The 24,485-nt window shown below is 71.0% G+C and carries 24 protein-coding genes and 2 pseudogenes; 12 read left to right on the top strand and 14 right to left on the bottom strand.

All coding sequences use genetic code 11. From position 1 onward, the window contains the following. Positions 1–70 precede the first annotated feature (70 nt). The 3 genes from AB0D53_RS40280 to AB0D53_RS40270 all read left to right on the top strand — a co-directional run bounded on the left by AB0D53_RS40280 (position 71) and on the right by AB0D53_RS40270 (position 3,439). Entirely contained in the window at positions 71–316 is a 246-nt protein-coding gene (locus AB0D53_RS40280) for an SCO4848 family membrane protein (RefSeq protein ID WP_079179553.1), read from the top strand. A 59-nt stretch (positions 317–375) separates the two neighbouring features. Then, positions 376–1,695: a metallophosphoesterase gene (locus AB0D53_RS40275; RefSeq protein ID WP_362454332.1), complete on the top strand. Its 1,320-nt coding sequence runs from the start codon at positions 376–378 to the stop codon at positions 1,693–1,695. Between the two features lie 187 nt (positions 1,696–1,882). Then, complete coding sequence (locus AB0D53_RS40270; protein ID WP_362454326.1) at positions 1,883–3,439, top strand: ABC transporter substrate-binding protein; 1,557 nt, start codon at positions 1,883–1,885, stop codon at positions 3,437–3,439. A gap of 136 nt (positions 3,440–3,575) precedes the next feature. Here the strand turns inward: AB0D53_RS40270 and AB0D53_RS40265 are convergent, their stop codons facing one another. The 4 genes from AB0D53_RS40265 to AB0D53_RS40250 form a co-directional block, all read right to left on the bottom strand. Next, on the bottom strand, positions 3,576–4,310 hold the full coding sequence (locus tag AB0D53_RS40265) for a TetR family transcriptional regulator (protein ID WP_362454325.1): 735 nt from the start codon (positions 4,308–4,310) through the stop codon (positions 3,576–3,578). A 23-nt stretch (positions 4,311–4,333) separates the two neighbouring features. After that, complete coding sequence (locus tag AB0D53_RS40260; RefSeq protein ID WP_362454324.1) at positions 4,334–4,768, bottom strand: DCC1-like thiol-disulfide oxidoreductase family protein; 435 nt, start codon at positions 4,766–4,768, stop codon at positions 4,334–4,336. 5 nt (positions 4,769–4,773) lie between these two features. After that, on the bottom strand, positions 4,774–5,205 hold the full coding sequence (locus tag AB0D53_RS40255) for a hypothetical protein (RefSeq protein WP_329818759.1): 432 nt from the start codon (positions 5,203–5,205) through the stop codon (positions 4,774–4,776). Positions 5,206–5,272: 67 nt separating this feature from the next. After that, positions 5,273–6,499 carry an MFS transporter gene (locus tag AB0D53_RS40250; protein WP_362454323.1) on the bottom strand — a complete coding sequence of 409 codons (1,227 nt, stop codon included), beginning with the start codon at positions 6,497–6,499 and terminating at the stop codon, positions 5,273–5,275. Positions 6,500–6,587: 88 nt separating this feature from the next. Here AB0D53_RS40250 and AB0D53_RS40245 point away from each other — a divergent pair, with 88 nt between their 5' ends. Next, positions 6,588–7,097: a MarR family transcriptional regulator gene (locus AB0D53_RS40245; RefSeq protein WP_329818761.1), complete on the top strand. Its 510-nt coding sequence runs from the start codon at positions 6,588–6,590 to the stop codon at positions 7,095–7,097. Positions 7,098–7,201: 104 nt separating this feature from the next. Here AB0D53_RS40245 and AB0D53_RS40240 read toward each other — a convergent pair whose 3' ends face one another. The 6 genes from AB0D53_RS40240 to AB0D53_RS40215 all read right to left on the bottom strand — a co-directional run bounded on the left by AB0D53_RS40240 (position 7,202) and on the right by AB0D53_RS40215 (position 12,111). Continuing rightward, on the bottom strand, positions 7,202–7,801 hold the full coding sequence (locus tag AB0D53_RS40240) for a hypothetical protein (RefSeq protein WP_329818762.1): 600 nt from the start codon (positions 7,799–7,801) through the stop codon (positions 7,202–7,204). Positions 7,802–7,976: 175 nt separating this feature from the next. Beyond that, positions 7,977–8,735 carry a succinate dehydrogenase iron-sulfur subunit gene (locus AB0D53_RS40235; protein ID WP_329818763.1) on the bottom strand — a complete coding sequence of 253 codons (759 nt, stop codon included), beginning with the start codon at positions 8,733–8,735 and terminating at the stop codon, positions 7,977–7,979. After that, the gene (gene sdhA / locus AB0D53_RS40230) at positions 8,735–10,489 is read right to left on the bottom strand and encodes a succinate dehydrogenase flavoprotein subunit (protein WP_362454322.1); all 1,755 of its coding nucleotides are present in this window, start codon (positions 10,487–10,489) and stop codon (positions 8,735–8,737) included. The genes AB0D53_RS40235 and sdhA overlap by 1 nt, the downstream gene beginning before the upstream one ends. A 29-nt stretch (positions 10,490–10,518) precedes the next feature. Next, positions 10,519–10,995 carry a succinate dehydrogenase hydrophobic membrane anchor subunit gene (locus AB0D53_RS40225; protein ID WP_329818765.1) on the bottom strand — a complete coding sequence of 159 codons (477 nt, stop codon included), beginning with the start codon at positions 10,993–10,995 and terminating at the stop codon, positions 10,519–10,521. 5 nt (positions 10,996–11,000) lie between these two features. Continuing rightward, a complete protein-coding gene (sdhC, locus tag AB0D53_RS40220; protein WP_072486591.1) occupies positions 11,001–11,381 on the bottom strand; it encodes a succinate dehydrogenase, cytochrome b556 subunit in 381 nt (126 codons plus the stop codon). A gap of 238 nt (positions 11,382–11,619) precedes the next feature. Further along, complete coding sequence (locus AB0D53_RS40215; RefSeq protein ID WP_362454321.1) at positions 11,620–12,111, bottom strand: 2-oxo-4-hydroxy-4-carboxy-5-ureidoimidazoline decarboxylase; 492 nt, start codon at positions 12,109–12,111, stop codon at positions 11,620–11,622. A 345-nt stretch (positions 12,112–12,456) separates the two neighbouring features. Between AB0D53_RS40215 and AB0D53_RS40210 the strand changes: the two genes are divergently transcribed. From AB0D53_RS40210 to AB0D53_RS40195, 4 genes and pseudogenes are all read left to right on the top strand, one after another. Continuing rightward, entirely contained in the window at positions 12,457–14,055 is a 1,599-nt protein-coding gene (locus tag AB0D53_RS40210) for a glycoside hydrolase family 20 protein (protein WP_362454320.1), read from the top strand. A 115-nt stretch (positions 14,056–14,170) separates the two neighbouring features. Next, positions 14,171–15,004, top strand: a complete 834-nt coding sequence (locus tag AB0D53_RS40205) for a DUF4328 domain-containing protein (RefSeq protein WP_362454319.1) — start codon at positions 14,171–14,173, stop codon at positions 15,002–15,004. Between the two features lie 116 nt (positions 15,005–15,120). Continuing rightward, a complete protein-coding gene (locus AB0D53_RS40200; RefSeq protein ID WP_362454333.1) occupies positions 15,121–15,306 on the top strand; it encodes a hypothetical protein in 186 nt (61 codons plus the stop codon). 164 nt (positions 15,307–15,470) lie between these two features. Beyond that, positions 15,471–18,613: pseudogene (locus tag AB0D53_RS40195) on the top strand (Tn3 family transposase). 77 nt (positions 18,614–18,690) lie between these two features. Here AB0D53_RS40195 and AB0D53_RS40190 read toward each other — a convergent pair. Genes AB0D53_RS40190 through AB0D53_RS40180 form a run of 3 tightly spaced genes read right to left on the bottom strand, consistent with a single transcriptional unit; the run spans position 18,691 to position 20,385 of the window. Further along, positions 18,691–19,269 carry a PASTA domain-containing protein gene (locus AB0D53_RS40190; protein WP_362454318.1) on the bottom strand — a complete coding sequence of 193 codons (579 nt, stop codon included), beginning with the start codon at positions 19,267–19,269 and terminating at the stop codon, positions 18,691–18,693. Beyond that, complete coding sequence (locus tag AB0D53_RS40185; RefSeq protein ID WP_362454317.1) at positions 19,266–19,814, bottom strand: SigE family RNA polymerase sigma factor; 549 nt, start codon at positions 19,812–19,814, stop codon at positions 19,266–19,268. The genes AB0D53_RS40190 and AB0D53_RS40185 overlap by 4 nt, the downstream gene beginning before the upstream one ends. 31 nt (positions 19,815–19,845) lie before the next feature. Next, positions 19,846–20,385, bottom strand: a complete 540-nt coding sequence (locus AB0D53_RS40180; protein ID WP_362454316.1) for a hypothetical protein — start codon at positions 20,383–20,385, stop codon at positions 19,846–19,848. 92 nt (positions 20,386–20,477) lie between these two features. Between AB0D53_RS40180 and AB0D53_RS40175 the strand changes: the two genes are divergently transcribed. Continuing rightward, the gene (locus AB0D53_RS40175) at positions 20,478–20,912 is read left to right on the top strand and encodes a hypothetical protein (protein ID WP_362454315.1); all 435 of its coding nucleotides are present in this window, start codon (positions 20,478–20,480) and stop codon (positions 20,910–20,912) included. 83 nt (positions 20,913–20,995) lie between these two features. On the opposite strand, the gene AB0D53_RS40170 is transcribed toward AB0D53_RS40175, so the two are convergent. Further along, complete coding sequence (locus AB0D53_RS40170; RefSeq protein ID WP_362454314.1) at positions 20,996–21,595, bottom strand: TetR/AcrR family transcriptional regulator; 600 nt, start codon at positions 21,593–21,595, stop codon at positions 20,996–20,998. 189 nt (positions 21,596–21,784) lie between these two features. Between AB0D53_RS40170 and AB0D53_RS40165 the strand changes: the two genes are divergently transcribed. The 3 genes and pseudogenes from AB0D53_RS40165 to AB0D53_RS40155 all read left to right on the top strand — a co-directional run. Beyond that, on the top strand, positions 21,785–22,363 hold the full coding sequence (locus tag AB0D53_RS40165; RefSeq protein ID WP_362454313.1) for a helix-turn-helix domain-containing protein: 579 nt from the start codon (positions 21,785–21,787) through the stop codon (positions 22,361–22,363). A 695-nt stretch (positions 22,364–23,058) separates the two neighbouring features. Continuing rightward, positions 23,059–23,754, top strand: a complete 696-nt coding sequence (ureA, locus tag AB0D53_RS40160; RefSeq protein ID WP_362454312.1) for an urease subunit gamma — start codon at positions 23,059–23,061, stop codon at positions 23,752–23,754. Then, positions 23,751–24,485 (top strand): annotated as a pseudogene (locus AB0D53_RS40155) (urease subunit alpha); the annotation flags it as partial. The gene ureA and the pseudogene AB0D53_RS40155, both read left to right, overlap by 4 nt.

The following is a 24,485-nucleotide window of genomic DNA, read 5'->3' as shown; positions in this document are numbered from 1 at the left end:
CCGCCGGGCATACCGCCGGGACAGCCCACCCCGGGCGGCTCGGCCCGGGCTCGGCGGAGATACTGAGTCCATGAAGCTCAGCCGCCCCGTCTCCTGGTTCCTGCTCGCCTTCGGGGTGTGGAGCTGGTTCATCTGGATCACTTTCGTCAAGAACCTGTGGAAGGACGGCAGCGGACTCGCCTTCGACGACGCGGGTGACCCGACTGCGTACTTCTGGGTGCATCTGCTGCTCGCCATCACGTCCTTTCTCCTGGGGACGGCTGTTGGTGTGATCGGGTTCCGTGGCGTCAAGGCCCTGCGCCGCGAACGCGCATAGCAGGCCGCACGACGGGCAGGTGAGGACGGGTGGCAGTGGCAGTGGTCGGTCTCGTGGTGATGGTGATCGTGGTGCTCGCACTGCTCGCCGGTGTGCACCGCTATCTCTGGCGGCGTCTCGTCGGTGACACGACGGCCGAGGGCAGCGCCCTGCGCCGGGCCGGCACGGTGGCCGCGTACCTCCTGCCCCTGCTGAGCATCGGCGCGCTGGTCTCCGGCCGTACGGGTGCACCCTTCTGGCTCCAGCAGGTGCTGGCCTGGCCGGGCTATCTGTGGCTGGCCGCCGTGCTGTACCTGACGCTGGCTCTGCTGGTGGGCGAGGCGGTACGGCCGGTGCTCCGCCGGGTGCTCGCGAACCGGGCGGACCGGGCGGGCCGGGCGGAGGACGCGGACGAGGCGTCAGCGGAGAGCGCGCTCCCCACGGATTGCCCGAATGGTGCGAATCGCCCGTCGATCACCTCGGCCGCCTCGGTCGTCTCGGCCGCGGAGGCGTCCGGCGGAGCCGCCCCGGCCACCCTCGTCGCCGAGGCCCCCGCCCCGCGACGCCCCGCCGCTCCCACGCGCCGGCTGTTCGTCGCGCGGGCGGTCGGCGGTGCCGCCGCCGTCGCCGGGCTCGGAACGGTCGGCTACGGCACCTACGGGGTGCTGCGCGGGCCGCGGGTCAAGCGGATCACCGTCCCGCTCGCCAAACTGCCCCGCTCCGCGCACGGCTACCGGATCGCCGTCGTCAGCGACATCCACCTCGGCCCGATCCTCGGCCGCGCCCACACCCAGCGGATCGTCGACACCATCAACCGGACCCAGCCGGATCTGGTCGCCGTGGTCGGGGATCTCGTCGACGGAACCGTCGCCGACCTCGGGCCCGCCGCCCGGCCGCTCGCCCGGCTGCGTTCCCGGCAGGGGAATTTCTTCGTCACCGGTAATCACGAGTACTACTCCGGCGCCGCCCAATGGGTCGACGAGGTGCGGGAATTGGGGCTTCACCCGCTGGAGAACTCCCGGGTCGAGTTCAATGGATTCGATCTTGCGGGCGTCAATGACGTGGCCGGCGAGAGCGAAGGGCAGGGCCCCGACTTCGCCCGCGCGCTCGGCGACCGGGACCGCACCCGCGCCGCCGTTCTCCTGGCCCACCAGCCCGTCGTCATCCATGAGGCGGTAGCCCACGGAGTGGACCTCCAGCTCTCCGGTCACACCCATGGCGGCCAGCTCTGGCCGGGCAACTACATCGCAGATCTGGCCAATCCCACGGGCGCCGGACTCGACCGGTACGGCGACACCCAGCTCTACGTTTCACGCGGCGCGGGCGCCTGGGGCCCGCCCGTACGGGTCGGCGCACCCTCCGACATCACCGTCGTGGAGCTCGCTTCACTTCAGGCGTGACTCTCCGTCGACGACAGGTTCCGGACGTTCACATGCACCCAAGGTTTCAACTGCCGAACAAAAGGCTATGAGTCACAGTTTTACTCTTCCAGATGTGAAAATCGTGTGATTGGCTGATCGCGAGCATGCGGTGATGTGCGGATCTGAGCGCAACGCCGAGGTGGGGCTGGTAAGGGAGAGCACGTCAATGCGGTCGGTCCGGCTACGGATTCTCGCGATTCTCGCGGTTTTGGTCATCGCAGGCGTTGTCGCCTGGCAGCTGCTCCCCTCGGACGAGGTGAAGGGTGACCCCATCGCGGTCGGCACGACGGACGAGGTCACCTCGCTCGACCCGGCCGGTGCGTACGACGCGGGCTCCTGGGCGATGTACAGCAACATCTACCAGTCCCTGATGACGTTCAAGTCCGGGGCGGTCGTGCCCGAGCCCGACGCCGCCGAGAGCTGCGGGTTCATCGGCCAGAAGCTCCAGACGTACCAGTGCAGGCTCCGCGACGACCTGACGTTCTCCAACGGCCGCAAGATCACGGCCGAGGACGTCAAGTACTCCATCGAGCGCATGATCAAGATCAAGACGGACGTCGGTCCCTGGGTGCTCTTCCCGAGTCTCAAGAACGTGGTGGCCGACGGCCGCACCATCACCTTCAATCTCTCCGCGCGCGACGCGACCTTCCCGCAGAAGCTCGCCACCGGAGCCGGTTCGATCGTCGACCGCGAGTCGTACCCGGCGGACAAGCTCCGCACGGGCGACACCATCGACGGCTCGGGGCCGTATCTCCTGAAGTCGTACCGGCCGGGCGAGATCGCCGAGCTGGTCCCCAACCCCCTCTACAAGGGCGCGCTGAGCAGGACCGGTGTCCCGGTCACCGTGCACTACTACGACAAGTCGGACGAGCTCCTGGCCGCCTGGAATGCCAAGCAGCTCGACGTCACGCACCGCGAACTGCCGCCGGCCACGCTCGCCGAGCTGAATCCCGGTGACCCCGATCTGCGCGTCACCGAGGCGGACAGCGCCGAGATCCGCAATCTCGTCTTCAACGTCCGTCCGAGCTCCCCGCTGGCCAACAAGAAGGTCCGGCAGGCCATCGCCTCGATCATCGACCGCGGGCCGCTGGTGACCGGTATCTACAAGGGCACCGTCGAGCCGCTCTACTCGCTGATCCCGCAGGGCTACATCGGGCACAGCACCCCGTTCTTCGACGCCTACCCCTCGCCCGACCCGGCGCGCGCCAAGCAGCTGCTGAGCGACGCCGGTGTGCAGACGCCGGTGAAGATCAGCTTCGGCTACCGCGGCGGCGACGAGACGTACACGAAGGAGACCGCGGAGCTCCGCCGCCAGCTGGAGGCCGACGGACTGTTCAAGGTCACGGTCCACGCCGTCGACTGGCAGCAGTTCCAGAAGGACTACGCGGCCGGCAAGTACGACGCGTACACGGTCGGCTGGCTCCCCGACTACCCGGACTCCGACACCTTCAGCCAGCCGCTGGTCGGCCGCGACAACAGCCTCCACAACGGCTACTCCAGCAAGAAGGTGGACAGCCTGATCAGCTCCACGCTGCAGTACAGCGACCGCGGGCGCACCGCGGCCGACTTCAAGGAGCTCCAGGCGCAGGTCGGCGAGGACGTGCCGCTGGTCCCGCTGTGGCAGAAGAAGGACTACGTCGTCAGCACGACGGACGTCTCCGGTTCGCAGTACCTCTCGGACGGCACCGGCCTCTGGCGGCTCTGGGAACTGAAGCGGATCTGACGGACCTGAGGGACCGGATCGATCTGATGGACCGGACGGACCTGGCGGACCGGACGGTCCCGAGGTCCTGACGGCCCGCCGGACCGGACACGGGGCGGTCGTACCGGCACTGCCGGACGGCCGCCCCGCCGCTTTCCTACTCCGATGCGCCGGAGCGCTTCCGGCCCCCGGACTTCGCGGCGCCGGGCAGGAACTCCTCCAGTACGTCGTGGATCTGCCGCACCAGCGGCCGCAGCACCCGGAACCGGGTGAGCGCGATGGCGCGGGCGCCGATCGGGGCGGAGCGCTCGACCAGGCGGCGGCTGCGCTCGGTGTGCTCCGTCCGGTCGTACACCCAGTACAGCACCAGCCCCATCTGCATCAGCCACATCAACTGCGGCAGCAGTTCGGCCAGTTCGGGATCGGTCTTGGTGTCGGAACCGGCCAGGCACCGCCGGTGGATGGAGATCGCCGCCTCGCGGGCCGCGACCGACTCCGCCGAGAACGGGCTGAGCGGGCTCTCCGGGTCGGCGGCGTTCTTGAAGAACTGGGCGGCGAAGCGGTGGTACGGCTCCGCCACGTCCAGCCAGGTGAGCAGGACCCCGCGCATGCGCACCGCGAGGTCCCTGTCGCCGTCCAGGACCGGCTGCACCGCCGCCGCGTGCTCGGCGGCGAGCCGGTCGTAGAAGCCCTGGACGAGGTGTTCCTTGTTCGTGAAGTAGTAGTAGGCGTTCCCCACGGAGACGCCGGCCTCCTGGGCGATGGCCCGCATCGTCGTCTTGTCGTAGCCGCGTTCCTGGAAGAGCCGGAGCGCCGTTTCGAGGATGAGCGTGCGGGTCTGCTCGCTCTTGGGAGCCTTGGCTTCCTTCACGTCCTTCGCTTCCTTCACCACAGCCCCGAGGGTATCCGGCCCGGTCAGCCCTCGGATCCGGGGACCGTACAGGCACCGCCCCCGTCCCCCTCGCCGCACGGCGGAGCGGTCAGGGACCGGTACTTCGCGGCGGCGAGCACGGTGGCCCGGGCGAACGGGCGGCCCGCCGGAGTGGTCAGCCAGTGCGCCCTGGGCCGGTGCTCGGCCAGCGCCCAGAGGCAGACGATCCACGCGGAGGTGGAGCGGTAGATCTGGCCCCGGTCGCCGATCACCGTGATCTCGTCCAGCGTCCCGGAGTGGTCGAGCCCGGGGAAGCGGCGGCGCGCCTCCTCGGAGGCCGCCGGGACGAGGTCGAGCGGGACGAGCTGACGCTGCTTCATCAGCCACTGCCGCAGGTGCCGGCAGAGCGGGCACCGCGCGTCGTACAGCACCGTGAGGCGCCCGACGGGGAGCGGCCGCCCGCCCGGTCCGTCCGTCATGGCGCTCAGGCCCCGGGGGTGGGCGCCGCCCACGGGCCGCTGCCCGGTCCCGTCCAGCCCTGCGGGGCCACGGGCGGGATCTGCTCACGCTCCATCAGACCGCGGCGGCGGATCTTGTTGAGCACATAGACATTGCCGAGGTGCATCACGCCGAGGACGAGCAGGACGACGCCGAGCTTCACCGACAGTGCCTCGAAGAGCCCGCGGGCGTCGGTGACGCCGTCGGAGCTCCTCAGATAGAGGGTCACGAAGCCGAGGTTGACCAGGTAGAAGCCGACCACCAGCAGATGGTTGACGGCATCGGCGAGCTTCTCGTTCCCGTGCAGCACATCGGCGAGGAACACCCTGCCGTTGCGGCTGAGCGTGCGCGCGACCCAGATGGTCAACGCCACGCTGATCAGCAGGTAGATGACATACGCGACAACAGTGAGGTCCATGCCCCACCCTCCCTTGAACGCGTTCAAAAGCTGTTGTCATGGACTGTAGACCTGCTTTTGAACATGTTCAAGCCGGAGTCGGTGTGACGCGCTCCACCTGCTTGCCGGCCGCCCCGAGACGCCGTACCCCCGGCACCGCCGCCGTCCCCAGGCAGGCAGCGCCGACCACCACCGCGGCCACGGTCAGGGGGGCTTCGGCGCCCCAGGCCGAGGCCGCGAGCGGGGCCAGGGCGTAGCCGAGCGGCATCGCGCCGAGGGAGAGCAGCCAGTCGTACGAGGTCACCCGGGCCAGCGCGTGCGCCGGTACGGCGGACTGGACCGAGGTCTCCCAGACCGGGCCGAGGAAGCCGAGACCGGCCTGGGCGACGCCGTACGCGGCGATGGTGAGCGCGACGGGTGCGTGGGCGGCCAGCAGGCCGAGCGGCAGGGCGTACGTGGCGAGGCCCAGGTTGGCCACCAGGACCGGACGGCGGGGGCGGGCCCGGCCGGCCAGCAGGGAGCCGAGGAGCAGGCCGACCGCACCGGTCTGGAGGAGGGCGACCCAGACGCCCTTGCCGCCCAGCTCCCGGACGAAGAGCGCCGGGCCGACGGTCATCAGGACGGCCGCCGCACCGTTCCAGGCGGCGTGCGCGATCAGGCTCGTCCAGTACCAGTCGCGGTCGCGGACCTCGCTCCAGCCCTCCTTGAGGTCCGTGAGCAGCGAGCGCCTCGGGATGGGTACGTGCCGGACCTCGACGGCGGACAGCAGCGCGGCGCTCACCGCGAAGGTGACGCCGTCCAGCACGAAGGCCCAGCCCGGACCCGCGGTGAGGATCAGCACGCCGGCGAGGGCCGGTCCGCCGAGCCGGGTGGAGCTGTTGACGACCGCCATCAGCGAATTGGCGCGCAGCAGCCCGGATTCCCCCACGGTGCCGCGGATCAGCGGCGACGCGGTCGGCATCGCGAAGGCCCCCGCGGCGCCGCCGATCGCCTCGGCGAGCGCGATCTGCCAGAGCGCGGGGGAGCCGCCGAGCAGCTCCGCGCCGACGAAGAGCTGGGTCGCGCACCGCACGAGGTCCGTGGTGAGCGCGACCGTACGGGCGTTGAAGCGGTCGCCCACGACGCCGCCCAGCGGCAGCAGGAGCAGCTTGGGGACCATCGCGCAGCCCAGGACGAGGGCGAGCGCCCCGGTCGAGCCGGTGGCCAGGTAGACGGCCAGGGAGAGGGCGGCGGGGATGACGGCGTCGCCGAGGAGCGAGAGGGTGCGGCCGATGAAGAGCAGGCGGAAGGCGCGCGTGCGCAAGGGGTGCGGCATGCGCGAGAATCTAATTCGGTACCGAACTATTCGTCAACGAAATATCTGACTCCGAAGGGTAGTTGGGGCTCGGGCGTACGCTTTCCCCATGGAACGACGCGACTGGACCGACGGACATGTGGAGCGCTGGAAGCCCGTGCTTCCCGACCTCGATCCCGAGGTCGAGGGCGCGGTGACCCGTATGAAGAAGCTCTCCGTCCATCTGCGCCGGGTACGCGAACAGTCCCTGGTCGACTTCGACCTGGACCGCCAGGAGTTCGACACGCTCCACAAGCTGGCCGGACGCGGCGGGAAGGCGGCCCCCTCCGAACTCGCCGCCGACCTCGACCTCGCGCCCGCCTCCGTCACCGGCCGGCTGGACGCGCTCGAACGGCGCGGCTTCGTCCGCCGTACGCCCTCCACCACCGACCGCCGGCGGGTCGACGTGGAGCTCACCGACGAGGGCCGCTCGACCTGGCTGGGCGCGATGGACGTCCTCGGCCACGAGGAGTACCGGCTGCTCGGCGTCCTCGGCAAGGACGAACGCACACTGCTCAACGACATGCTGCGGCGCGTGATGGTGGTCGCCGAGGACCGGGGCGGCGCCGCCTGGGACTAGGGCCGGTACGGGCCTGCCCGGCCGGTGCTCCGGCCCGGTGACTCAGGCGTGCGACGGCCGGGGCGCGGGCCGCCGGGAGCGCCCCTGGCCGTCGTGGGCCATCGTCAGACGCTCATCGCACGGGCCGTGTTGAGCTGCGCCATCACCATGGGGAAGGTGTCGGGGCCGACCGCCGGGATCATCGTCGAGTGGTGCCGCCCGCCGCTGGTCACCGAGACCTGGACGAAGCCGGTCGTCCGCTTCTCCTTCATCAGCAGGAACAGCAGACCGACCAGGCAGAACAGCGCGAAGACGATCGCGAGCACGATCCCCACCGTCGGGATCTTCTCCTCGGTGCGGGTCAGGTCCGTGGCCGTCCACACCGAGCCCTTGAGCGGCATCGGACCGGCCGGAGTCACGATCTGGTCCTGCATCACGGCGATGTCACCGAAGGTCAGGACCGGCATCCCGGCGCCCATCGGGGCGCCCGGCTGTTGCGGGAAGCCGTGACCGGGCATGGTCGGCTGAGCAGCGCCGCCCTGCGGATAGCCGTAGGCGGGCCCGGGCTGGGCAGCTGACTCGGGCAGCGGCTGCGGGTAGCCGTAGGCCGGGGCGCCCGGACCCGGCTGCGCCTGGCCGTCCGCGGCGGTGGGCGGATTGCCCGGCTGCTGGGGAGTCGGCCCCCACTTGTATGAGTCGTCCGCGTACGGATTCGGATCGCTCAACGTTCCCCGCTCTCGATCAAGCCTGTGCGCCCCGGGCCCTGCTGCGCCGGCGGCGAACCGGTGCCCGGTTCCGCACGACCGTACCGTCAAGGCCCGGACGGCGCAGCAAGAGGCCCCGCTCCCCGCAGTGTTCCTGCGGAGAACGGGGCCGGATGCGGCTGCCGCGGAGGGGCGGTCAGAAGCGGCGCGTGATCAGCGCCCGCTTGACCTCCTGGATCGCCTTGGTGACCTCGATGCCACGCGGGCAGGCGTCCGTGCAGTTGAAGGTGGTGCGGCAACGCCACACCCCGTCACGGTCGTTGAGGATCTCCAGGCGCTGCTCGCCGCCCTCGTCGCGCGAGTCGAAGATGAAGCGGTGCGCGTTGACGATCGCCGCCGGGCCGAAGTACTGGCCGTCGTTCCAGAACACCGGGCACGAGGACGTGCACGCGGCGCAGAGGATGCACTTGGTGGTGTCGTCGAAGCGCTCGCGGTCCTCGGCGGACTGCAGGCGCTCACGGGTCGGCTCGTTCCCCTTGGTGATGAGGAAGGGCATGACGTCGCGGTACGCCTGGAAGAACGGGTCCATGTCGACCACGAGGTCCTTGAGGACCGTGAGGCCCTTTATGGCCTCGACCGTGATCGGCTTCTCCGGGTTGATGTCCTTGATCAGCGTCTTGCAGGCGAGCCTGTTCTTGCCGTTGATCCGCATCGCGTCGGAGCCGCAGATGCCGTGCGCGCAGGAGCGGCGGAAGGTCAGGGTGCCGTCCGTCTCCCACTTGATCTTGTGAAGGGCGTCGAGCACACGCTCCTTCGGGTCGATCGAGATCTGGAAGTCCTGCCACTGGACCTCGTCGGAGACCTCCGGGTTGAAGCGGCGGATCCGGAGGGTGACCGTGATGTACGGGGAAGCGGCGGACTCCGCCTCGACCTTGTCCAGAATCGGGGTTGCCATCAGTACTTACGCTCCATCGGCTGGTAGCGGGTCTGGACGACCGGCTTGTAGTCGAGCCGGATCGACTCGGTGCCGTCGGCCGAGACCTCGCGGTACGCCATGGTGTGGCGCATGAAGTTGACGTCGTCGCGGTTCGGGTAGTCCTCGCGGTAGTGACCGCCGCGGGACTCCTTGCGGGCCAGCGCGGAGGTCGCCATGACCTCGGCCAGGTCGAGCAGGTTGCCCAGCTCGACGGCCTCCAGGAGGTCCGTGTTGAACCGCTTGCCCTTGTCCTGGATGGACACGTCGAGGTAGCGCCTGCGCAGCTCCGCGATCTTGTCGACGGCCGTCTTGATGGTCTGCTCGGTGCGGAACACCATCACATTGGCGTCCATGCACTCCTGGAGCTCCGTGCGGATCACCGAGACCCGCTCGGTGCCCGTCGAGTTGCGCAGCCGCTCGATCTGCTCCTCGACCATCTGCGCCGGGTTCTCGGGAAGCTCGACGAAGTCGTTCTTCACGGCGTACTCGGCGGCGCCGATGCCCGAGCGGCGTCCGAAGACGTTGATGTCGAGCAGCGAGTTGGTGCCGAGGCGGTTGGCGCCGTGCACCGAGACACAGGCGACCTCGCCGGCGGCGTACAGGCCCGGGACGACGGTGGTGTTGTCGGCCAGCACCTCGCCCTCGACGTTGGTCGGGATGCCGCCCATGGCGTAGTGCGCGGTCGGCTGGATCGGGATCGGGTCCGTGTAGGGCTCGATGCCGAGGTACGTGCGCGCGAACTCGGTGATGTCCGGGAGCTTGGCGTCCAGCTGCTCCGGCGGCAGGTGCGTGAGGTCGAGGTAGACGTGGTCGCCCTCGGGACCGCAGCCGCGGCCCTCACGGATCTCCGTGTAGATGGAGCGGGACACGACGTCACGGGACGCGAGGTCCTTCATGACCGGCGCGTACTTCTCCATGAAGCGCTCGCCGTCCTTGTTGCGGAGGATGCCGCCCTCACCGCGGGCGCCCTCCGTCAGCAGGATGCCCATGCGCCAGATGCCCGTCGGGTGGAACTGGAAGAACTCCATGTCCTCCAGCGGCAGGCCCCGGCGGTAGCAGGCGGCCTGGCCGTCACCGGTCAGGGTGTGCGCGTTGGACGTCACCTTGAAGAACTTGCCGGTGCCGCCGGACGCGTAGATGACCGACTTCGCCTGGAAGACGTGGATCTCGCCGGTGGCCAGCTCGTACGCGACCACGCCGGCGGACTTCTTGACCCCGTCGACCTCCTGGAGCAGCTGGTCCAGGACGTAGAACTCGTTGAAGAACTCCACACCCTCCTTGACGCAGTTCTGGTACAGCGTCTGGAGGATCATGTGGCCGGTGCGGTCCGCGGCGTAGCAGGACCGGCGGACCGGGGCCTCGCCGTGGCTGCGGGTGTGACCGCCGAAGCGGCGCTGGTCGATGCGGCCCTCGGGCGTGCGGTTGAACGGGAGGCCCATCTTCTCCAGGTCGAGGACGGCGTCGATGGCCTCCTTCGCCAGGATCTCGGCGGCGTCCTGGTCGACCAGGTAGTCGCCGCCCTTGACGGTGTCGAAGGTGTGCCACTCCCAGTTGTCCTCCTCCACGTTGGCGAGCGCGGCGGCCATGCCGCCCTGCGCGGCGCCCGTGTGGGAGCGGGTCGGGTACAGCTTCGTGAGCACGGCGGTACGGCTGCGCTTGGTGGACTCGATGGCCGCGCGCATGCCGGCGCCGCCGGCGCCGACGATGACGGTGTCGTACTTGTGGATCTGCATGATTTCCTCTGGTCCCTCTGGCCCGGCGCCTAGCGGATGTTCGGGTCGAAGGTGAAGATCACCAGCGTGCCCAGCAGGACGGTGAACACCGTGGCGGTGTACAGGAGCATCTTCAGCCAGAAACGGGTGTTCTCCCGTTCGGCGTAGTCGTTGATGACCGTACGGAGACCATTGGCGCCGTGCAGCATGGCCAGCCACAGCATCCCGAGGTCCCAGAGCTGCCAGAACGGCGAGGCCCAGCGGCCCGCCACGAAGGCGAAGCCGATCTTGGAGACGCCGCCGTCCAGCACCAGCTGGATCAGCAGGTGGCCCAGGACCAGGACGACCAGGACGATGCCCGACAGGCGCATGAAGAGCCAGGCGTACATCTCGAAATTGGTGCGCGAACCCTTGGGGGTCTTGCCGGTCCGCTTGCGCGGCGGCTCGATGACCGGGGCCGGGTTGTCGACGTCGTACAGGCCGACCCCCTCGACGGCGCCGATCGCGGCGGAGGACTCGGTGGACATTGGCCTCAGCTCCCGAATACTTCGCGTACGGCGTGGCCGAGGACCGGGTACAGCGCCCCGACCATCAGCACGACCCAGATACCCACGACCGACCAGAGCATCTGCTTCTGGTAGCGCGGGCCCTTGGCCCAGAAGTCCACGGCGACGATCCGGAGACCGTTCAGCGCGTGGAAGAGAATGGCGGCCACCAGGCCGTATTCGAGGAGCGCGACGATCGGCGTCTTGTACGTGGCCACGACGTCGTCGTAGGCCTCCGGGGAGACGCGGACGAGAGCGGTGTCCAGGACGTGTACGAACAGGAAGAAGAAAATGAGGACACCGGTGACTCGATGAGCCACCCAGGACCACATGCCTTCCCGGCCGCGGTACAGCGTTCCAGCCGGCACGGAAGAACCCTCCGGGAGCGGGGATTGGGGCCGGCCGGCTTGACTGTCGGTCTGACCCGGCCGGGTACGGTCCACCGGCCCCGGCCATCGTAGCGACGGTTTGTCGGTTCGTTCGCGCGGGGGCCCGCGGTGTGATCAAAGTGGCAATCAAACAGCCACGGACGGGCTAGAAAGGCCTGTTGGGGCCCGGGTCATGACCTTCCGGACAAGCCCTGGCCCCACCGCCGAGTCCGTTCCGTTATGAACCCGATACCAGCTCGATGATGCGGCCCCGGGCGAGTCGGCGCATCTCGTCCGCGGAGACCACCCGCTCCTGGTCGGGTTCGTGGCCCAGTCTGGCCCGGATCCCGGCGAGCACCTGGTCCGGCTGTTCGGCCGGCTCCAGCGCGTCCACGCACATCACGAAGACATGGCCGAAGCGGGACTCGTAAGCGGCGTGCGCCGCCCGCAGCGCGAGATGGGCGGAGTGCGGCGCGGCGTGGTGCAGCCCGGGCGGGACCTCTACGGCGAGCGCCTCGGCGAGATCCGCCGGGGCCAGGTCGTAGCCCGCCTCGTCGGCCGCGGCCAGCAGTGCGTCCAGATCGGGATAGGGGCGGTGGGCGGTCAGCCGCTGTGCCCAGCGGTGGCTGCCGCAGCACTCCAGCAGGGCCGCCTCCGCCTCGGCGGACGGCACGGTGTTGAAGAGGCCGAGGCCCTGGGCGTAAGCGGATCCGGAACTCTGGACGGGCACGGCCGTCCGGGTGGCCGGTTGCCGCAGTTGCTCCGGGAGGCCTGTGGGGGACTCGCTGGACCTGGACAGCGTGGGCTCCTCGGATCAACGGCATCTGTTGCCCTGGAGCGGGCAGGGACGGATGGGACCAGGCAGATGCAGGGTGCAGGGAGAGACGAATGTGCCTCAAAGCTAGCGAGAGGGGGCAACGGACGTCCGACAAATGCGCGAACTTCACCCGGACGGGAGAGTTTCGGAACGCCCGCTGAACCGTAATCCAAGGAGAACATCCGGCTGTCGACTCGATTTTGATCGGGTCCGCCTGCTTTAGCCTTGTTTTTCGTAAAAGACGGAGGTTTCTGAACGATGTCGCCCTCACGTGGCGCTCTCGCGGCCGGTGCGGTCCTCACCGCGGCGGCCGCCGCGACGATCGCCGTCGTCGTCTGGCCGGAAGGCTCCGACAGCGGACTCGCCGGCGAGGGGTCGAACGCCCGCACCCCTGCGCCCTCCCCTTCACCCACCCGGAGCTACCCGCTCTCCACCGCCCCGCGCACCATCCCCGCCGTACGGGAGCACATCGCGGCCCGCGGCCCCGGATGGCGCCCGGGCCCGGACGGCGGGGTGGTCGTCGCCGGCGGCAGCGGGACGCTCGCGGACGAGGGGCAGCTGCTGGCCAAGGAGCTGAAGATCCAGTACCGGGGCGAGGTCCCCGCCCGTGCGGGCGACGTGGAGCTGGCCCTCGCCCCCGGCGCGGGCGCCCCCGAGTCGTACACCCTCGACGTCCACGACGGACGGGTCAGGATCAGCGGACCCGACCAGGCCGGGGTCTTCTACGGGACCCGCACCCTCAAGCAGTCGGTGCGCGCCGACGGGGCGATGCCGGAGGGCGAGGTGCGCGACCGCCCCGACCGGCCGCAGCGCGGCCTCAACCTCGACATCGCGCGCAAGTACTACTCCGTCGACTGGATCGAGGACCGGCTGCGCGAGATGGCCGACCTCAAGCTCAATCAGCTCGGCCTGCACTTCTCCGACGACCAGGCCTTCCGCATCGAGTCCGACACCCACCCCGAGGTGGTGTCGCCGGAGCACCTCAGCAAGGCGGAGGTCCGCCGGATCCTCGGCCTCGCGTCCCGGCTGCACATCGAGGTCGTCCCGGAGATCGACTCGCCGGGCCATCTCGGCGCGGTGCTGCGGGCCCACCCCGACCTCCAGCTGCGCAATGTGTCGGGCACCCGCTCGCCCGGGTCGCTCGACATCTCCAACCCGGGCTCGGCGAAGCTCATCGACGAACTCCTCGGCGAGTTCACCGGGCTCTTCGGCGGCCCGTACTGGCATCTCGGCGGCGACGAGTACCTCGCGCTGATGGCACGGGACCCGGCCGCCTCCTACCCGCAGCTCCAGCGCGCAGCCCAGCAGAAGTACGGGGCGCAGGCAGGCATCAAGGACCTGACGACCGGCTGGCTCAACGACCGCGCGGCGGTGGTGCGCCCGCACGGCAAACGGCCCAAGGCCTGGAACGACGGCTTCTTCCGCGACGGGATCGTCCACGCCGACAAGGACATCGAGGTCGAGTACTGGACGGGCAAGGAGTACGGAGCCCGGCCGCCGGAGGAGTATCTGAGCGAGGGGCGGCGCGTGGTGAACCTCAACGACGAGTTCCTCTATTACGTGCTCGGCCAGCCCAACAACTTCGTCTACCCGACGGGCGAGCGGATCTACGAGCAGTGGACCCCGCTCGTCCTGCGCGGCACCCAGCCGGTCCCGGCCCGCTACTCCGGCCAGATCCTCGGCGGCCGGTTCGCGGTCTGGGGCGATCTCCCGCAGGCGCAGACCGCGGCGCAGGTGGCGCAGGGCATCCGGATGCCGCTGCGGGCGACCGCCCAGAAGCTGTGGGTCCCGGGGAAGCCGGCGCTGAGCTGGGACCGGTTCCGGGCCCTGGCCGCGCGGATCGACGGGACGGGCTGAGCGGAATCGGCATGGACAGCGGGATGGACGGGAGCTAGGTTCCGCGTGCCGCGCGCTACCGGGGAGGAGCGCGCGTTCTCGCGTTCGCGCTCAGAACCTTGGGGGGTTCCGCTTCATGCTCTGTTCCACCTGCCGTCTCAGACCGCCGGTCACCGACGACGGACACTGCCTGCTCTGCGCCGGTCCGGCCGGTCCGGTGCCTGCCCCGATGCCGCCCGCCCCGGCCTTCTTCGCGCCGCAGCAGTACCTGCGTTCGCCCGAAGGGCTCGCGAAGGCCGTCGTCGTGCTGCTGGCGGTCATGATCGGGGCGGATCTGCTCGCCGTGGCCGCGGGGCTGAACACCCACCGTGTGCTCGCGGCCGGGGTGGCGAACGACTTCGCGGCGTACGACGAGGAGGCGGCGAACCTCGCGGACAATCTGTACGGGGCCACGAGCTGGCTCCAGAGCTTTGTGGGCCTGGCGATCGCGGTCGTCTTCATCATCTGGTTCCGGCGGGTACGGCTCAACGCCGAGGTGTTCGACCCGAGCATGCAGTCGATGCGGCCCGGCTGGGCCGTCGGCGCCTGGTTCATCCCGATCGCCGGCTGGGTGCTGCCGCGCCGGATCGCGGGCGGCATCTGGACCGCGAGCGCCCAGACCAGCACCGACGGCAGCCGGCGCACGGTCCCGGCCACCGTGATGAACCTGTGGTGGGGCGCCTGGGTCTGCTCGCAGGTCCTTTCCCAGTTCACGGCCCGGCGGTACTGGGCGGCCGCGCAGCCGCAGGAAATCCTGGACACGACGGTCCTGCTGGTGGCGACCGACGCCGTCGACATCGTGGCCGCGGTGTTCGCCATCCTCTTCGTGCGCAGACTGACCCGGATGCAGGGGGAGCGGGCGGCCCTCGGCGTGTATCCGCCGAGCACACCCGGTCTGCCGGAGCGCGCACCCTGGGGCCGCGCCCACTGAACGATGCAATTCGGCCCTCGGTAGTGACGGTTTTGAGCCATCCGGCGCTGTACGCGGTAACAGGAAGCGCCTCGTCCCCCTGTGCGCACACGGGGACGTGCCGACGGGAGACGCCGATGAGCCTGCTGGAACTGATCGCCGCCGCCGACGAGCGCGGGCTCGCCGCGAGTGCGGTCGCCTGCCTCGACCGCTGTCTGCCGCAGCCCCCGGACGGAGCGGACCCGGATCCGCTCCGTCCGCTCTGGGCGGCGTGCGCGGACCCGGCACTCTGGCCCGGCCGCCTCGTGGACGGTCGTGAGTAGCAGCGGTACAGCGGTTAGCGCTAAGCCTCCGGGGCAGGTCAGCGGCCGTGATTGGCGCTGAGGGGGATCACGCTCGGGGGCCCGATATCACGGAAGGGATCTTCCGCGCAGGGGTTCGAGTGACGGCTAACTGAGCCAGCGGCGGCCCGGCTACCCTCCGGCCCGTGCCGGTTGAGTTCTTAACTGATGATCAGGCCGCGTCCTACGGCTCCTTCAAAGAGGTGCCGACCCGCCCTGAGCTGGAGCGATTCTTCTTCCTCGATGACGAGGACCGCCTGCTGATCGCGAAACGGCGCGGGGACCACAACCGCCTCGGCTTCGCCCTGCAGATCTGCACCGTCCGGTACGTGGGGCTGTTCCTGGCGGACCCGCTGGACGTGCCGTGGGCGGTGGTGGACTACCTGGCCGAGCAGCTGGGCGTCGAGGACGCCTCGTGCGTGAAGCGGTACACCGAGCGGCAGATGACGCCGTACGAGCACGCCTGGGAGATCCGGGACGCCTACGGCTACCGGGACTTCGAGGACGCGGGGTGGGGCCGGCGGTTCCGCACCTTCCTGCATGGCCGGGCCTGGACGCACGCCGAGGGGCCGGTGGCGCTGTTCGACCACGCGGTGGCGTGGCTGCGCCGGCACCGGGTGCTGCTGCCGGGCGTCTCGGTGCTGGCCCGGCAGGTGTCGGAGGTGCGGGCGGTGGCGGAGAAGCGGCTGCACGCCACGGTGGCCCGGGCCGCGCACCGCGCGGACGCCGCGCTGCCGGGGGAGCTGGTGCGGCTGCTGGAGGTGCCTGACGGCGCCCGGGTCTCCGAGCTCTGGAGCGGCTGCGCCGGCCGCCGACCCGCACGACCGGCACCGCGATGGCGCGGGCGCTGGACCGGGTGAACGAGATCTCGGCGTTCCAGCTGGGCCGGGTGAACCTGACCCGGGTGCCGGTGAACCGGCTGACCACCCTGGCCCGGTACGGGCTCGCCTCGAAGGCCCAGACGCTGGAGCGGTCGGCGGAGCCGAAGCGCACCGCGCTGCTGACCGCGGTGGTCCGCAGCCTGGAGGCGGCGGCGATCGACGACGCGCTGGACCTGTTCGTGCTGCTGATGGCCACCCGGCTGATCAACCCGGCCCGGCGGGTCTCCGACCGGGAGCGGCTGGTGATGTTGCCGCACCTGGAGAAGGCGTCGCGCACGGTGGCGAAGGCGGCCCGGGTGCTGATCCGCGAGCTGGAGCTGACCGACGAGGTCGAGGCGGATCTGGATGTGGCGGCGCTGTGGCGGGCACTGGAGGAGGTCGTCTCGCGGGCCGCGGTGAACAGCGCGGTGCGGGTGGTCGAGCAGCTGGTGCCCGAGGACGACGGCTCGGCGGAGATCGCGCTGCGCCAGCAGCTGACCGGCCGGTACAACACGGTGCGCCCGTTCCTCGCGCTGCTGGGCGACAGCGACGCGCTCGGGGCCGCGCAGGGCGGGCGCCGCGTGCTGAAGGCGGTGCGGCGGCTGCCGGTGCTGGCCCGGCGCAAGGTGGCCCAGCGCCCGCTGCTGCCCAAGGAGATCGACGCCGAGCTGGTGCCGCCGGCCTGGCGCAAGGCAGTGTATTCCAACACCGCGCTGCCCGAGGGCGCGGTCGACCGTGACGCCTACGTGGTGTGCGTGCTGGAGCAGCTGCACCGCGCGCTGACCCGGCGCGACGTCTTCGCCGCGCCGTCGAACCGCTGGTCCGACCCTCGGGCGCGGCTGCTGGACGGCGCCCGGTGGGAGGCGGTGCGCGAGGACGTGCTGGCCGGCCTGAGCCTGACCGAGCCGGTGGACGAGCACCTGGACGGGCTGACCTGCGGGCTGGACACGGCGTGGCGGCAGATGGCGGCCCGGCTGGAGGAGGCGGGCCCGGCGGCGAAGGTGGAGATCGTGGTGCCGCCGGAGGGCGGGCGGGCCCGGCTGAGCGTGGACAAGCTCGGCGCGCTCGGCGAGAGCCGGTCGCTGAACTGGCTGCGCAAGACCACGCTGGCGATGCTGCCGCGCATCGACCTGCCGGACCTGCTGTTCGAGGTGCACTCCTGGACCGGGTTCCTGGACGCCTTCACCCACGTCTCCACCAGCGCGACCCGGATGGAGGGCCTGCCGGTCAGCCTGGTGGCGCTGCTCGTGAGCGAGAGCTGCAACATCGGGCTGACCCCGGTGACGAACCCGGCCTACCCGGAGCTGACCCGCAGCCGGCTCTCCCACGTGGACCAGAACTACCTGCGGGCCGACACGATCGCAGCCAGCAACGCCCTGCTCATCTCGGCCCAGGCGCGGGTGCCGCTCGCGCAGAGCTGGGGCGGCGGAATGCTCGCCTCGGTGGACGGCCTGCGGTTCGTCGTGCCCAAGCGCAGCATCAACTCGGCGCCCTCGCCCAAGTACTTCGGGCAGAAGAGGGGTCTGACCTGGCTCAACGCACTGAATGACCAGGTGTCGGGGATCGGCGCGATGCTGGTGCCCGGCACCCCGCGCGACTCCCTGTTCATCCTGGACACCCTGCTGAACCTGGACGGCGGGGTGCGCCCGGAGATGGTGGCGACCGACAACGCCTCGTGCTCCGACATGGTCTTCGGGATCTTCAAGATGCTCGGCTTCCGCTTCGCGCCGCGCTTCCGCGACCTGGCCGACCAGCGGTTCTGGCGCGCCGACATCCCCGGCGAGCAACCGGCCAGCGGCTACGGGCCGCTGGAGGCCATCGCCCGCAACAAGGTGAACCTCAAGAAGATCCGCGAGCAGTGGCCCGACATGCTGCGGGTGGCCGGGTCGCTGATCACCAACCAGGTCCGCGCCTACGACCTGCTGCGGATGTTCGGCCGCGAAGGCCACCCCACCCCGCTGGGGCAGGCGTTCGCCGAGTACGGCCGGATCGAGAAGACCTTCCACCTCTTCGACCTGGTCGACCCGGTGGACGACACCTACCGGCGCCGGATGAACCGCCAGCTCACCGTGCAGGAGTCCCGCCACACCCTGGCCCGCGCGATCTGCCACGGCAAGCGCGGCCACATCCAGCAGGCCTACAAGGACGGCCAGGAGGACCAGTTGGCCAGCCTCGGACTGGTCCTCAATGCCGTGGTGCTGTGGAACACCCGCTACCTCGACGCCGCCGTCGAGCAGCTGCGGGCGCTGCCCGCCGACCAGCGCGAGCACGACGTCCTGGACGAGGACGTCGCCCGCCTGTCCCCGCTCAAGGCCGGCCACCTGAACGTCCTGGGCCGGTACGCCTTCACCCCCTCCCAGCCCGAAGGCGCTCTGCGTCCGCTGCGCGACCCGGACGCGGTGGACGACGACGACCAGGACGACGAGTAGCTCCGGCGGCCCAACCGCGAGGAACGGGCGGGCTGGGGCGTCGTTGAGCCGGTGCGCGGGCCGAAGGGCCCGGTCGCTCAGGTTCTGCCGGGTTTGCCCGTCGAGACCAGCAGGAGGACGGACGAGCCCGGTGCCACCGGTTCTGCGCCGCCCCGGGGGTCACTGCTGATCACCTGCCCGGCGGGAGCGTTCCAGTCCGTGTGCCGCATGATCGTGCAGCTCAGTCCGAGTCCGCGCAGCAGGCTTCCGGCCTGTTCGACCGGCATGCCGGCCAGGTCCGGCAGCGCGATGCCCGCTGCCGCGGTCTGCTCCTGCTCCTGTGTCGGAGTCGCATCGGCGCTTCCGCTCTTGGGGGTGCCGGTGGCGAGCGGGGTGCACGCCCCGTTCGCCGGTGGGGACAGGGACGGGGAGGCGCCGGGCGCGGGCGGCACGGGCTTCAGCGCGAAGAACCCCACCGTGGCGCACGCCAGCACGCAGCACGCCGCAGCGGTGCCGAGGAGCGCCCGGCGCGTGCGGCTGCGGCTGACGACTCGCTCGATCGCGGCCGCGTCGACGACCGGCGCCGTCGGCCCGTCGGCGAAGGAGGCCACCGCGGCACGCAGCTCGGCTTCGAGGCCCGGCTCGAACGGGGCGGGTCCGGACGACGTGTTCCTCACTTCGTACCTCCGAAAGCGGCCGACGGGGTGTGCGGCGCCTGGGCGCCCGATACGGAATCGCGCAGCTTGGCCAGGCCGCGGGCGAGCTGGGACCTCACCGCACTCGAAGAGATGTCCAGGATGCCGGCGACCTGCCGGGCGTCCAGATCGTGCAGGTAGTACAGGACCACCACGCTGCGCATGCCCATCGGCAGCCCGAGCAGTGCCTCGATCAGTTCCGCGCGCAGATCCACCTGCCCGAACCGGTCCCGGGGGTCGGCCGTCTCGGGCACCCCCGACAGCCCGGGGCGCTCGCCCAGGCGCGACAGCCGCCGCCAGCGGTCGTTGGCCAGGTTGACCAGCACTTTGCGCACGTACGCCTCCGGCGAGTCCGCCACCTCGACCTTCCGCCAGCGTCGGCACGCCCGCTCCAGCGCCTCCTGCACCAGATCCTCGGCCACGTGCACGTCACCGGTCAGCGCATACGCGGTGCGGAACAACGCTCCCGACCGCTGTGCGACGAACTCCGTGAATCCGTTGCCCGGACCGCTCCTGCGAAACCTCACCCGCCGACCTCCTCTCCTCGTCCCGTCCCGATCACTGCCCCCATGACGGCGGAACGGGGCCGGGTGCTGCACCGAGCCGCCGGCAGTGACGTGAATCACAGCTGGGACGGAAGGGTGTCCCAGGACCTCGCGCCGCTGCCGCCCGGGGTGGGGGCGGGGCCCGGCGTCCCGCGCGGGCGGACGCGACGCCGCTCTCGACCTCGGCGAGTTCGCCCCCGCCGGCCCCGTCCTGCGAGTCATCCCCGGCGGCCGGGACAACCGGCCCGGGTCGGCAGGGTAACGGCCGGCCGTCGCCTTCGCCGTGCTCTCGGAGCCACTCGGCGACATCGTGCACCTCGTGCACCCGGCGCCCGGTGACTTCCTCGTGCAGGTCCATGTCCTCGGTGTCGAGGGCGATCAGGATCGCGGTGCCGCGCAGGGCGGAGGCGACGTTCAGCAGGTCCTCGTCGCGGTAGTCCTGCATCCGCCAGCCGAGATCGCCCATCCGCTCGACCAGCAGCCGCAGGCCGCCCGCGGCTGCCACGGCCTGGCGGGCGAGAGCGGCAAGCTCGGCGTTCCGGTCCTCAGCCACACCTCCAGCGTGCGCCCGTTCTGGCCGGGCCGCCCCCGGCAGCGAAGATCATTCCTTAGCGCTAACCGCTGTACCGCTGCTACTCGCGACCGGTGGAGGTCCGCGCCGGGCTGGACGCCGTGGCCGACGCGGAGGGTGCGGCCCCGCGGATCCGGAAGCTGCTGGGTGAGGCACCGGCCGGCCGGGCGGCGCCGGGGCTGCGGGAGTGGGCCGACGTCTGCTCGCTGCTGGCCCTGGAGGTCCACCTCGGCACGGAAGCGGCGTCGGACACCGGCCCGGAGACGGTGCGCCGCTGCCGCGAGGCCGGTCCGGACGGGGCCGCTCCGCTGCCGGCCGGGGAGCTGCGCCGCCAGATCCGGATCCTGGAGCTGCTGGCGGAGACGGCGGACGCCTCCGCGGCGGGTGCTGGACGCTTCGGCGGAGGGCCAGCGGGTGCTGCGCGCGGCGGTCTCGCGGCGGGCGCGCGGGCGGGGCTGAGGCCGCCGGCCCCGGGGAGAGGGGGCTTCCGCGGTGAAGGCGGCTGGTGACGCCGGGCTGGTCCGGCCCGGCGCCCGCCATTCATCGCGGCCGTGTGGCGTACGGCGTGGGCCCGCGTACCGTGCGCCCCTTGTCAGCGACTCAGCCGCTGGATCTCGACGTGGACCGCCTCCCTCATCAGCTCGCGGGCATGAGCCAGCGGCAGGGCGCCGCTCAGCCACCGCGTGCTGAGTCCTTCCAGGAGGCCGGTGAGCCGCTCCGCGGACGCCGTGAGAGCCGGTGCGGGAACTGTCGGCAGGATGTGGCCCAGGAGGGTCGCGACATCGTGGATCCAGGCCAGCGTGGCTCTGGCGAGATCTCCGCGCAGCTCGGGCTCGAAGATCGCGCTGGCGCGCAGTTCGCCCCACGCCGTGCTGTTCTCGCGGACTTCGGGAACGTCCTGGAACTCCAGCAGGAGGGACCGCACCAGTTCCTGCCGGGCGTCGTGCGGTCCGGCTGTGCCGTCCTCGTCGGACGTATAGCGCTCGGCCCGGTCGCTGATGAACTCCAGGGTGTGGCGCAGGGCGCCGGCGCGGTCCTTGAAGTGGTAGTAGATCAGCGCGGTGGAGACCCCGGCCTCGGCCGCCAGCTCCTCCATGCGCAGCCCGCGGACCCCTCGCCGGGCTATGACCCGGGCGGCACCTTCCAGGATGTCTCTCCGGCGGTCCGTCGCCACGTGATTCCCCTCCTGCATTGATCCGGAGTCGACAGTGTCACACATTGACTGAATCTTCAGTTAGAATATTGCGCATAAGTATTCCGGGCCGGTCGGCGTGCGTCGGCTCCCTGCCGCGGATGTGTCATCGACGGCCGAAGGGCCGTCCGCACCCCTCGCTCAGGGTCGTGATTCCACGGACGGGAGCGGCCGGATAGGGTTCGGGCCATGGCGCCTCGCAGCACTCAGATCCTCGAAGCCGCCGCACGGGTGATCGCCCGGCGCGGGGTCCGTGGCCTGCGCGTGGAGGAGCTGGCCGCCGAGGCGGGAGTGTCCACCGCGCTGATCTATTACCACTTCAAGGACCGCACCGGGATCCTGCGCAAGACGCTGGAGTTCATCAGCGACCGTGCCGAGCGCTACACGACCCGCCTCGATCCGGACGCCGAGCCGCTCGGCCCGCGAGAGGAACTGGAGCAGACGCTGCTGCTGGAACTCCAGGACACGACCGAGGTCAGGGAGAACAGCAGCGCCTGGGGCGAGTTGCGGGCCAGTGCCGTCTTCGAGCCCGAGCTGCGGGAGGACCTGGCGAGAGCGACCCTGACCTGGGTCCAGGAAGTGGCGGCCCTGCTGGGCCAGGTCCGGCCGATGGCCCCGGCGGTCGCCCTCGCGGGGGCCGCCGAGCGGCTCACCGCCCTCCTGGAGGGTCTGAGCATGCGCTGGCTCAGCGGCACGCTCCAGATCGCCCACGCCCGGACCCTGTTGGGCGAGGCCATCGATGCCGAGGTCGAACGGCTGGGCCGCTAGGGTCTCTCGCCCGGACCACGCCGGGCCCGCGCGGTTCGGCACGCACTCGCCGCGCTGTCGTCGGTCGCCGGCGCTTCTTCCCCGGGCTCTCGGCTCCGATCGAGCGGGGGAGGCCCCGACCGGCTCCCTCCCCGCCTTGCGATCGCATGCACCAGACCCTGCTCCCTGATCCGGCCTGATCCGAACGAAAGGCCCTGACCGCTCGCTCCGGCGCCGCGAGCTCCCGGCCTGCGCCCCGTCCCCCCTCCCGGTACGGGCGCGGCCCCGCCACCCGCCGGAGAGCGGGCGCCGGGGCCGAGGGGGCTCAGCCCCGGGTTCGCGGACCTAGCGGTGCGGTCCGTCCGGGCCGAGTCGTTCGTCGAGGCCGCTGACGGTGCCGACGGGGCGGGCGGCCGCAGCACCCCGCGAGAGCCCGCTCGGTGGCATCCCGTGACAGGGTCCACGACGAATCCGGCCCGCCGGGGCCCGGTCGCCGCCGGCCGGCCTCCCGGACCGCTCGCGGCACTTCCGGAGGTGAAGTTGCGCTCACCGGACCGGTGCTCGCCCTCGCCGTGACCGGGCGCGGGCGGAGCGGCGGCAAGGTATTGACTGATATTTCAGTCAGTGTCAAAGTGTGCCGCACACCTCACCTCTGACATTCCGGAGAAAGGCAGGGACGCGATGCGCGTGATCAGGCCCGTGCGTCAGGGGGCGGCATGCCTCTGACCCCCACTGAGCGGGACCGGCTGCTGCTCTTCACGGCCGCCGGGCTCGCGCGGACGCGACTGGGGCGCGGGCTGCGTCTCAATGTGCCCGAGGCGACCGCCCTGATCGCCGATACGGTGTGCGAGGCCGCGCGCGACGGCCTCCGTCTGGCCGAGGCCATCGAGTGCGGCCGCAGTGCGCTCGGCCCGGACGACGTGCTCCCCGGCGTCACCGATGTCGTGACGGAGATCCAGGTCGAGGCGGTGTTCGACGACGGCACCCGCCTGGCCGTCATCAGCGCCCCGTTCGGCGACGTGGAGCATGGCGGCGGCGCCCCCGGCGCCGTCCTGCCCCACGGGGACGCCCTGCCGGAGCCGGCACCGCTGATCACCCTCGCGGTCCGCAACACGGCCCCGGTCCCGGTGAGCGTGACCTCGCACTTCCACTTCTTCGAGGCCAACCCCCGTCTGGACTTCGACCGGGCCGCCGCCTACGGCATGCGGCTGGCGGCCCCGGCCGGGTCGTCCGCACGGTTCGACCCCGGGGCCGTCGTCGAGGTCGGGCTGGTGCCGATGGGCGGAGACCGGATCGCGATCGGTTTCGCCGGTCTGGTCGACGGGCCGCTGGACGCGCCCGGCGCCAAGGCCGAGGCCCTGCGGCGCGCTGCCGCCTGCGGCTACCTGGGAGTGGAAGGGACCGGGCGATGAGCAGGCCCAGCAGACACAGTGACCACTGCGCTCCGGGCGGCAGCCGGCACATCGACCCGCACGAGTACGCCACCGTGCACGGCCCCCGCGCGGGGGACCGGGTACGGCTCGGTGACTCCGGGCTCGTCGTACGGGTGGAATCGGACTCGCAGGCTCTCGGAGACGAGTTCCTGGCCGGTTTCGGCAAGACCGCCCGCGACGGAATGCACCTCAAGGCCGCCGCCGTCCGCGACACCTGCGACGTCGTCATCACCAACGTCCTGGTCATCGATGCCGTCCAGGGCATCCGCAAGGTGTCCATCGGTATTCGCGAGGGCCGGATCCACGCGATCGGGCGGGCCGGCAATCCCGACACCCTCGACGGGGTCGACGTGGTGGTGGGCACGGGCACCACGATGATCCCGGGCGAGGGCATGATCGCCACGGCCGGTGCGATCGACACCCATGTCCACCTGCTCTCGCCGCGGATCATGGAGGCCTCGCTCGCCTCCGGCGTCACCACGGTCATCGGCCAGGAGATCGGGCCGAGCTGGGGCGTCGGCGTGAACTCCCCGTGGGCGCTGAAGCACGGGTTCAACGCCTTCGACGCCTGGCCCGTCAACATCGGCTTCCTGGCCCGGGGGTCCGCCTCCCACGAGGCACCGCTGGTCGAGGCGCTGGCCGAGGGCGGGGCCTGCGGCTTCAAGGTGCACGAGGACATGGGCGCCCACACCCGCGCCCTGGACACCGCG

It is taken from the genome of Streptomyces sp. NPDC048295, assembly GCF_040652135.1.
Lineage (GTDB): Bacteria > Actinomycetota > Actinomycetes > Streptomycetales > Streptomycetaceae > Streptomyces.
The sequence above is the reverse complement of the archived record's forward strand: the minus strand, read 5'-3'. Positions and strand labels throughout refer to the sequence as shown.

Bases quoted from the DNA above. Each gene is read 5' to 3' on its own strand.
- AB0D53_RS40165 (WP_362454313.1), top strand. From the start codon at position 21,785: ATGGCGCCTCGCAGCACTCAGATCCTCGAAGCCGCCGCACGGGTGATC.
- AB0D53_RS40245 (WP_329818761.1), top strand. From the start codon at position 6,588: ATGGAACGACGCGACTGGACCGACGGACATGTGGAGCGCTGGAAGCCC.
- AB0D53_RS40200 (WP_362454333.1), top strand. From the start codon at position 15,121: ATGAGCCTGCTGGAACTGATCGCCGCCGCCGACGAGCGCGGGCTCGCC.
- AB0D53_RS40250 (WP_362454323.1), bottom strand. From the start codon at position 6,499: ATGCCGCACCCCTTGCGCACGCGCGCCTTCCGCCTGCTCTTCATCGGC.
- AB0D53_RS40210 (WP_362454320.1), top strand. From the start codon at position 12,457: ATGTCGCCCTCACGTGGCGCTCTCGCGGCCGGTGCGGTCCTCACCGCG.
- ureA (WP_362454312.1), top strand. From the start codon at position 23,059: ATGCCTCTGACCCCCACTGAGCGGGACCGGCTGCTGCTCTTCACGGCC.
- AB0D53_RS40255 (WP_329818759.1), bottom strand. From the start codon at position 5,205: ATGGACCTCACTGTTGTCGCGTATGTCATCTACCTGCTGATCAGCGTG.
- AB0D53_RS40275 (WP_362454332.1), top strand. From the start codon at position 376: ATGGTGATCGTGGTGCTCGCACTGCTCGCCGGTGTGCACCGCTATCTC.
- AB0D53_RS40260 (WP_362454324.1), bottom strand. From the start codon at position 4,768: ATGACGGACGGACCGGGCGGGCGGCCGCTCCCCGTCGGGCGCCTCACG.
- AB0D53_RS40205 (WP_362454319.1), top strand. From the start codon at position 14,171: ATGCTCTGTTCCACCTGCCGTCTCAGACCGCCGGTCACCGACGACGGA.
- AB0D53_RS40235 (WP_329818763.1), bottom strand. From the start codon at position 8,735: ATGGCAACCCCGATTCTGGACAAGGTCGAGGCGGAGTCCGCCGCTTCC.
- AB0D53_RS40170 (WP_362454314.1), bottom strand. From the start codon at position 21,595: ATGCAGGAGGGGAATCACGTGGCGACGGACCGCCGGAGAGACATCCTG.
- AB0D53_RS40280 (WP_079179553.1), top strand. From the start codon at position 71: ATGAAGCTCAGCCGCCCCGTCTCCTGGTTCCTGCTCGCCTTCGGGGTG.
- AB0D53_RS40270 (WP_362454326.1), top strand. From the start codon at position 1,883: ATGCGGTCGGTCCGGCTACGGATTCTCGCGATTCTCGCGGTTTTGGTC.
- sdhA (WP_362454322.1), bottom strand. From the start codon at position 10,489: ATGCAGATCCACAAGTACGACACCGTCATCGTCGGCGCCGGCGGCGCC.
- AB0D53_RS40225 (WP_329818765.1), bottom strand. From the start codon at position 10,995: ATGTCCACCGAGTCCTCCGCCGCGATCGGCGCCGTCGAGGGGGTCGGC.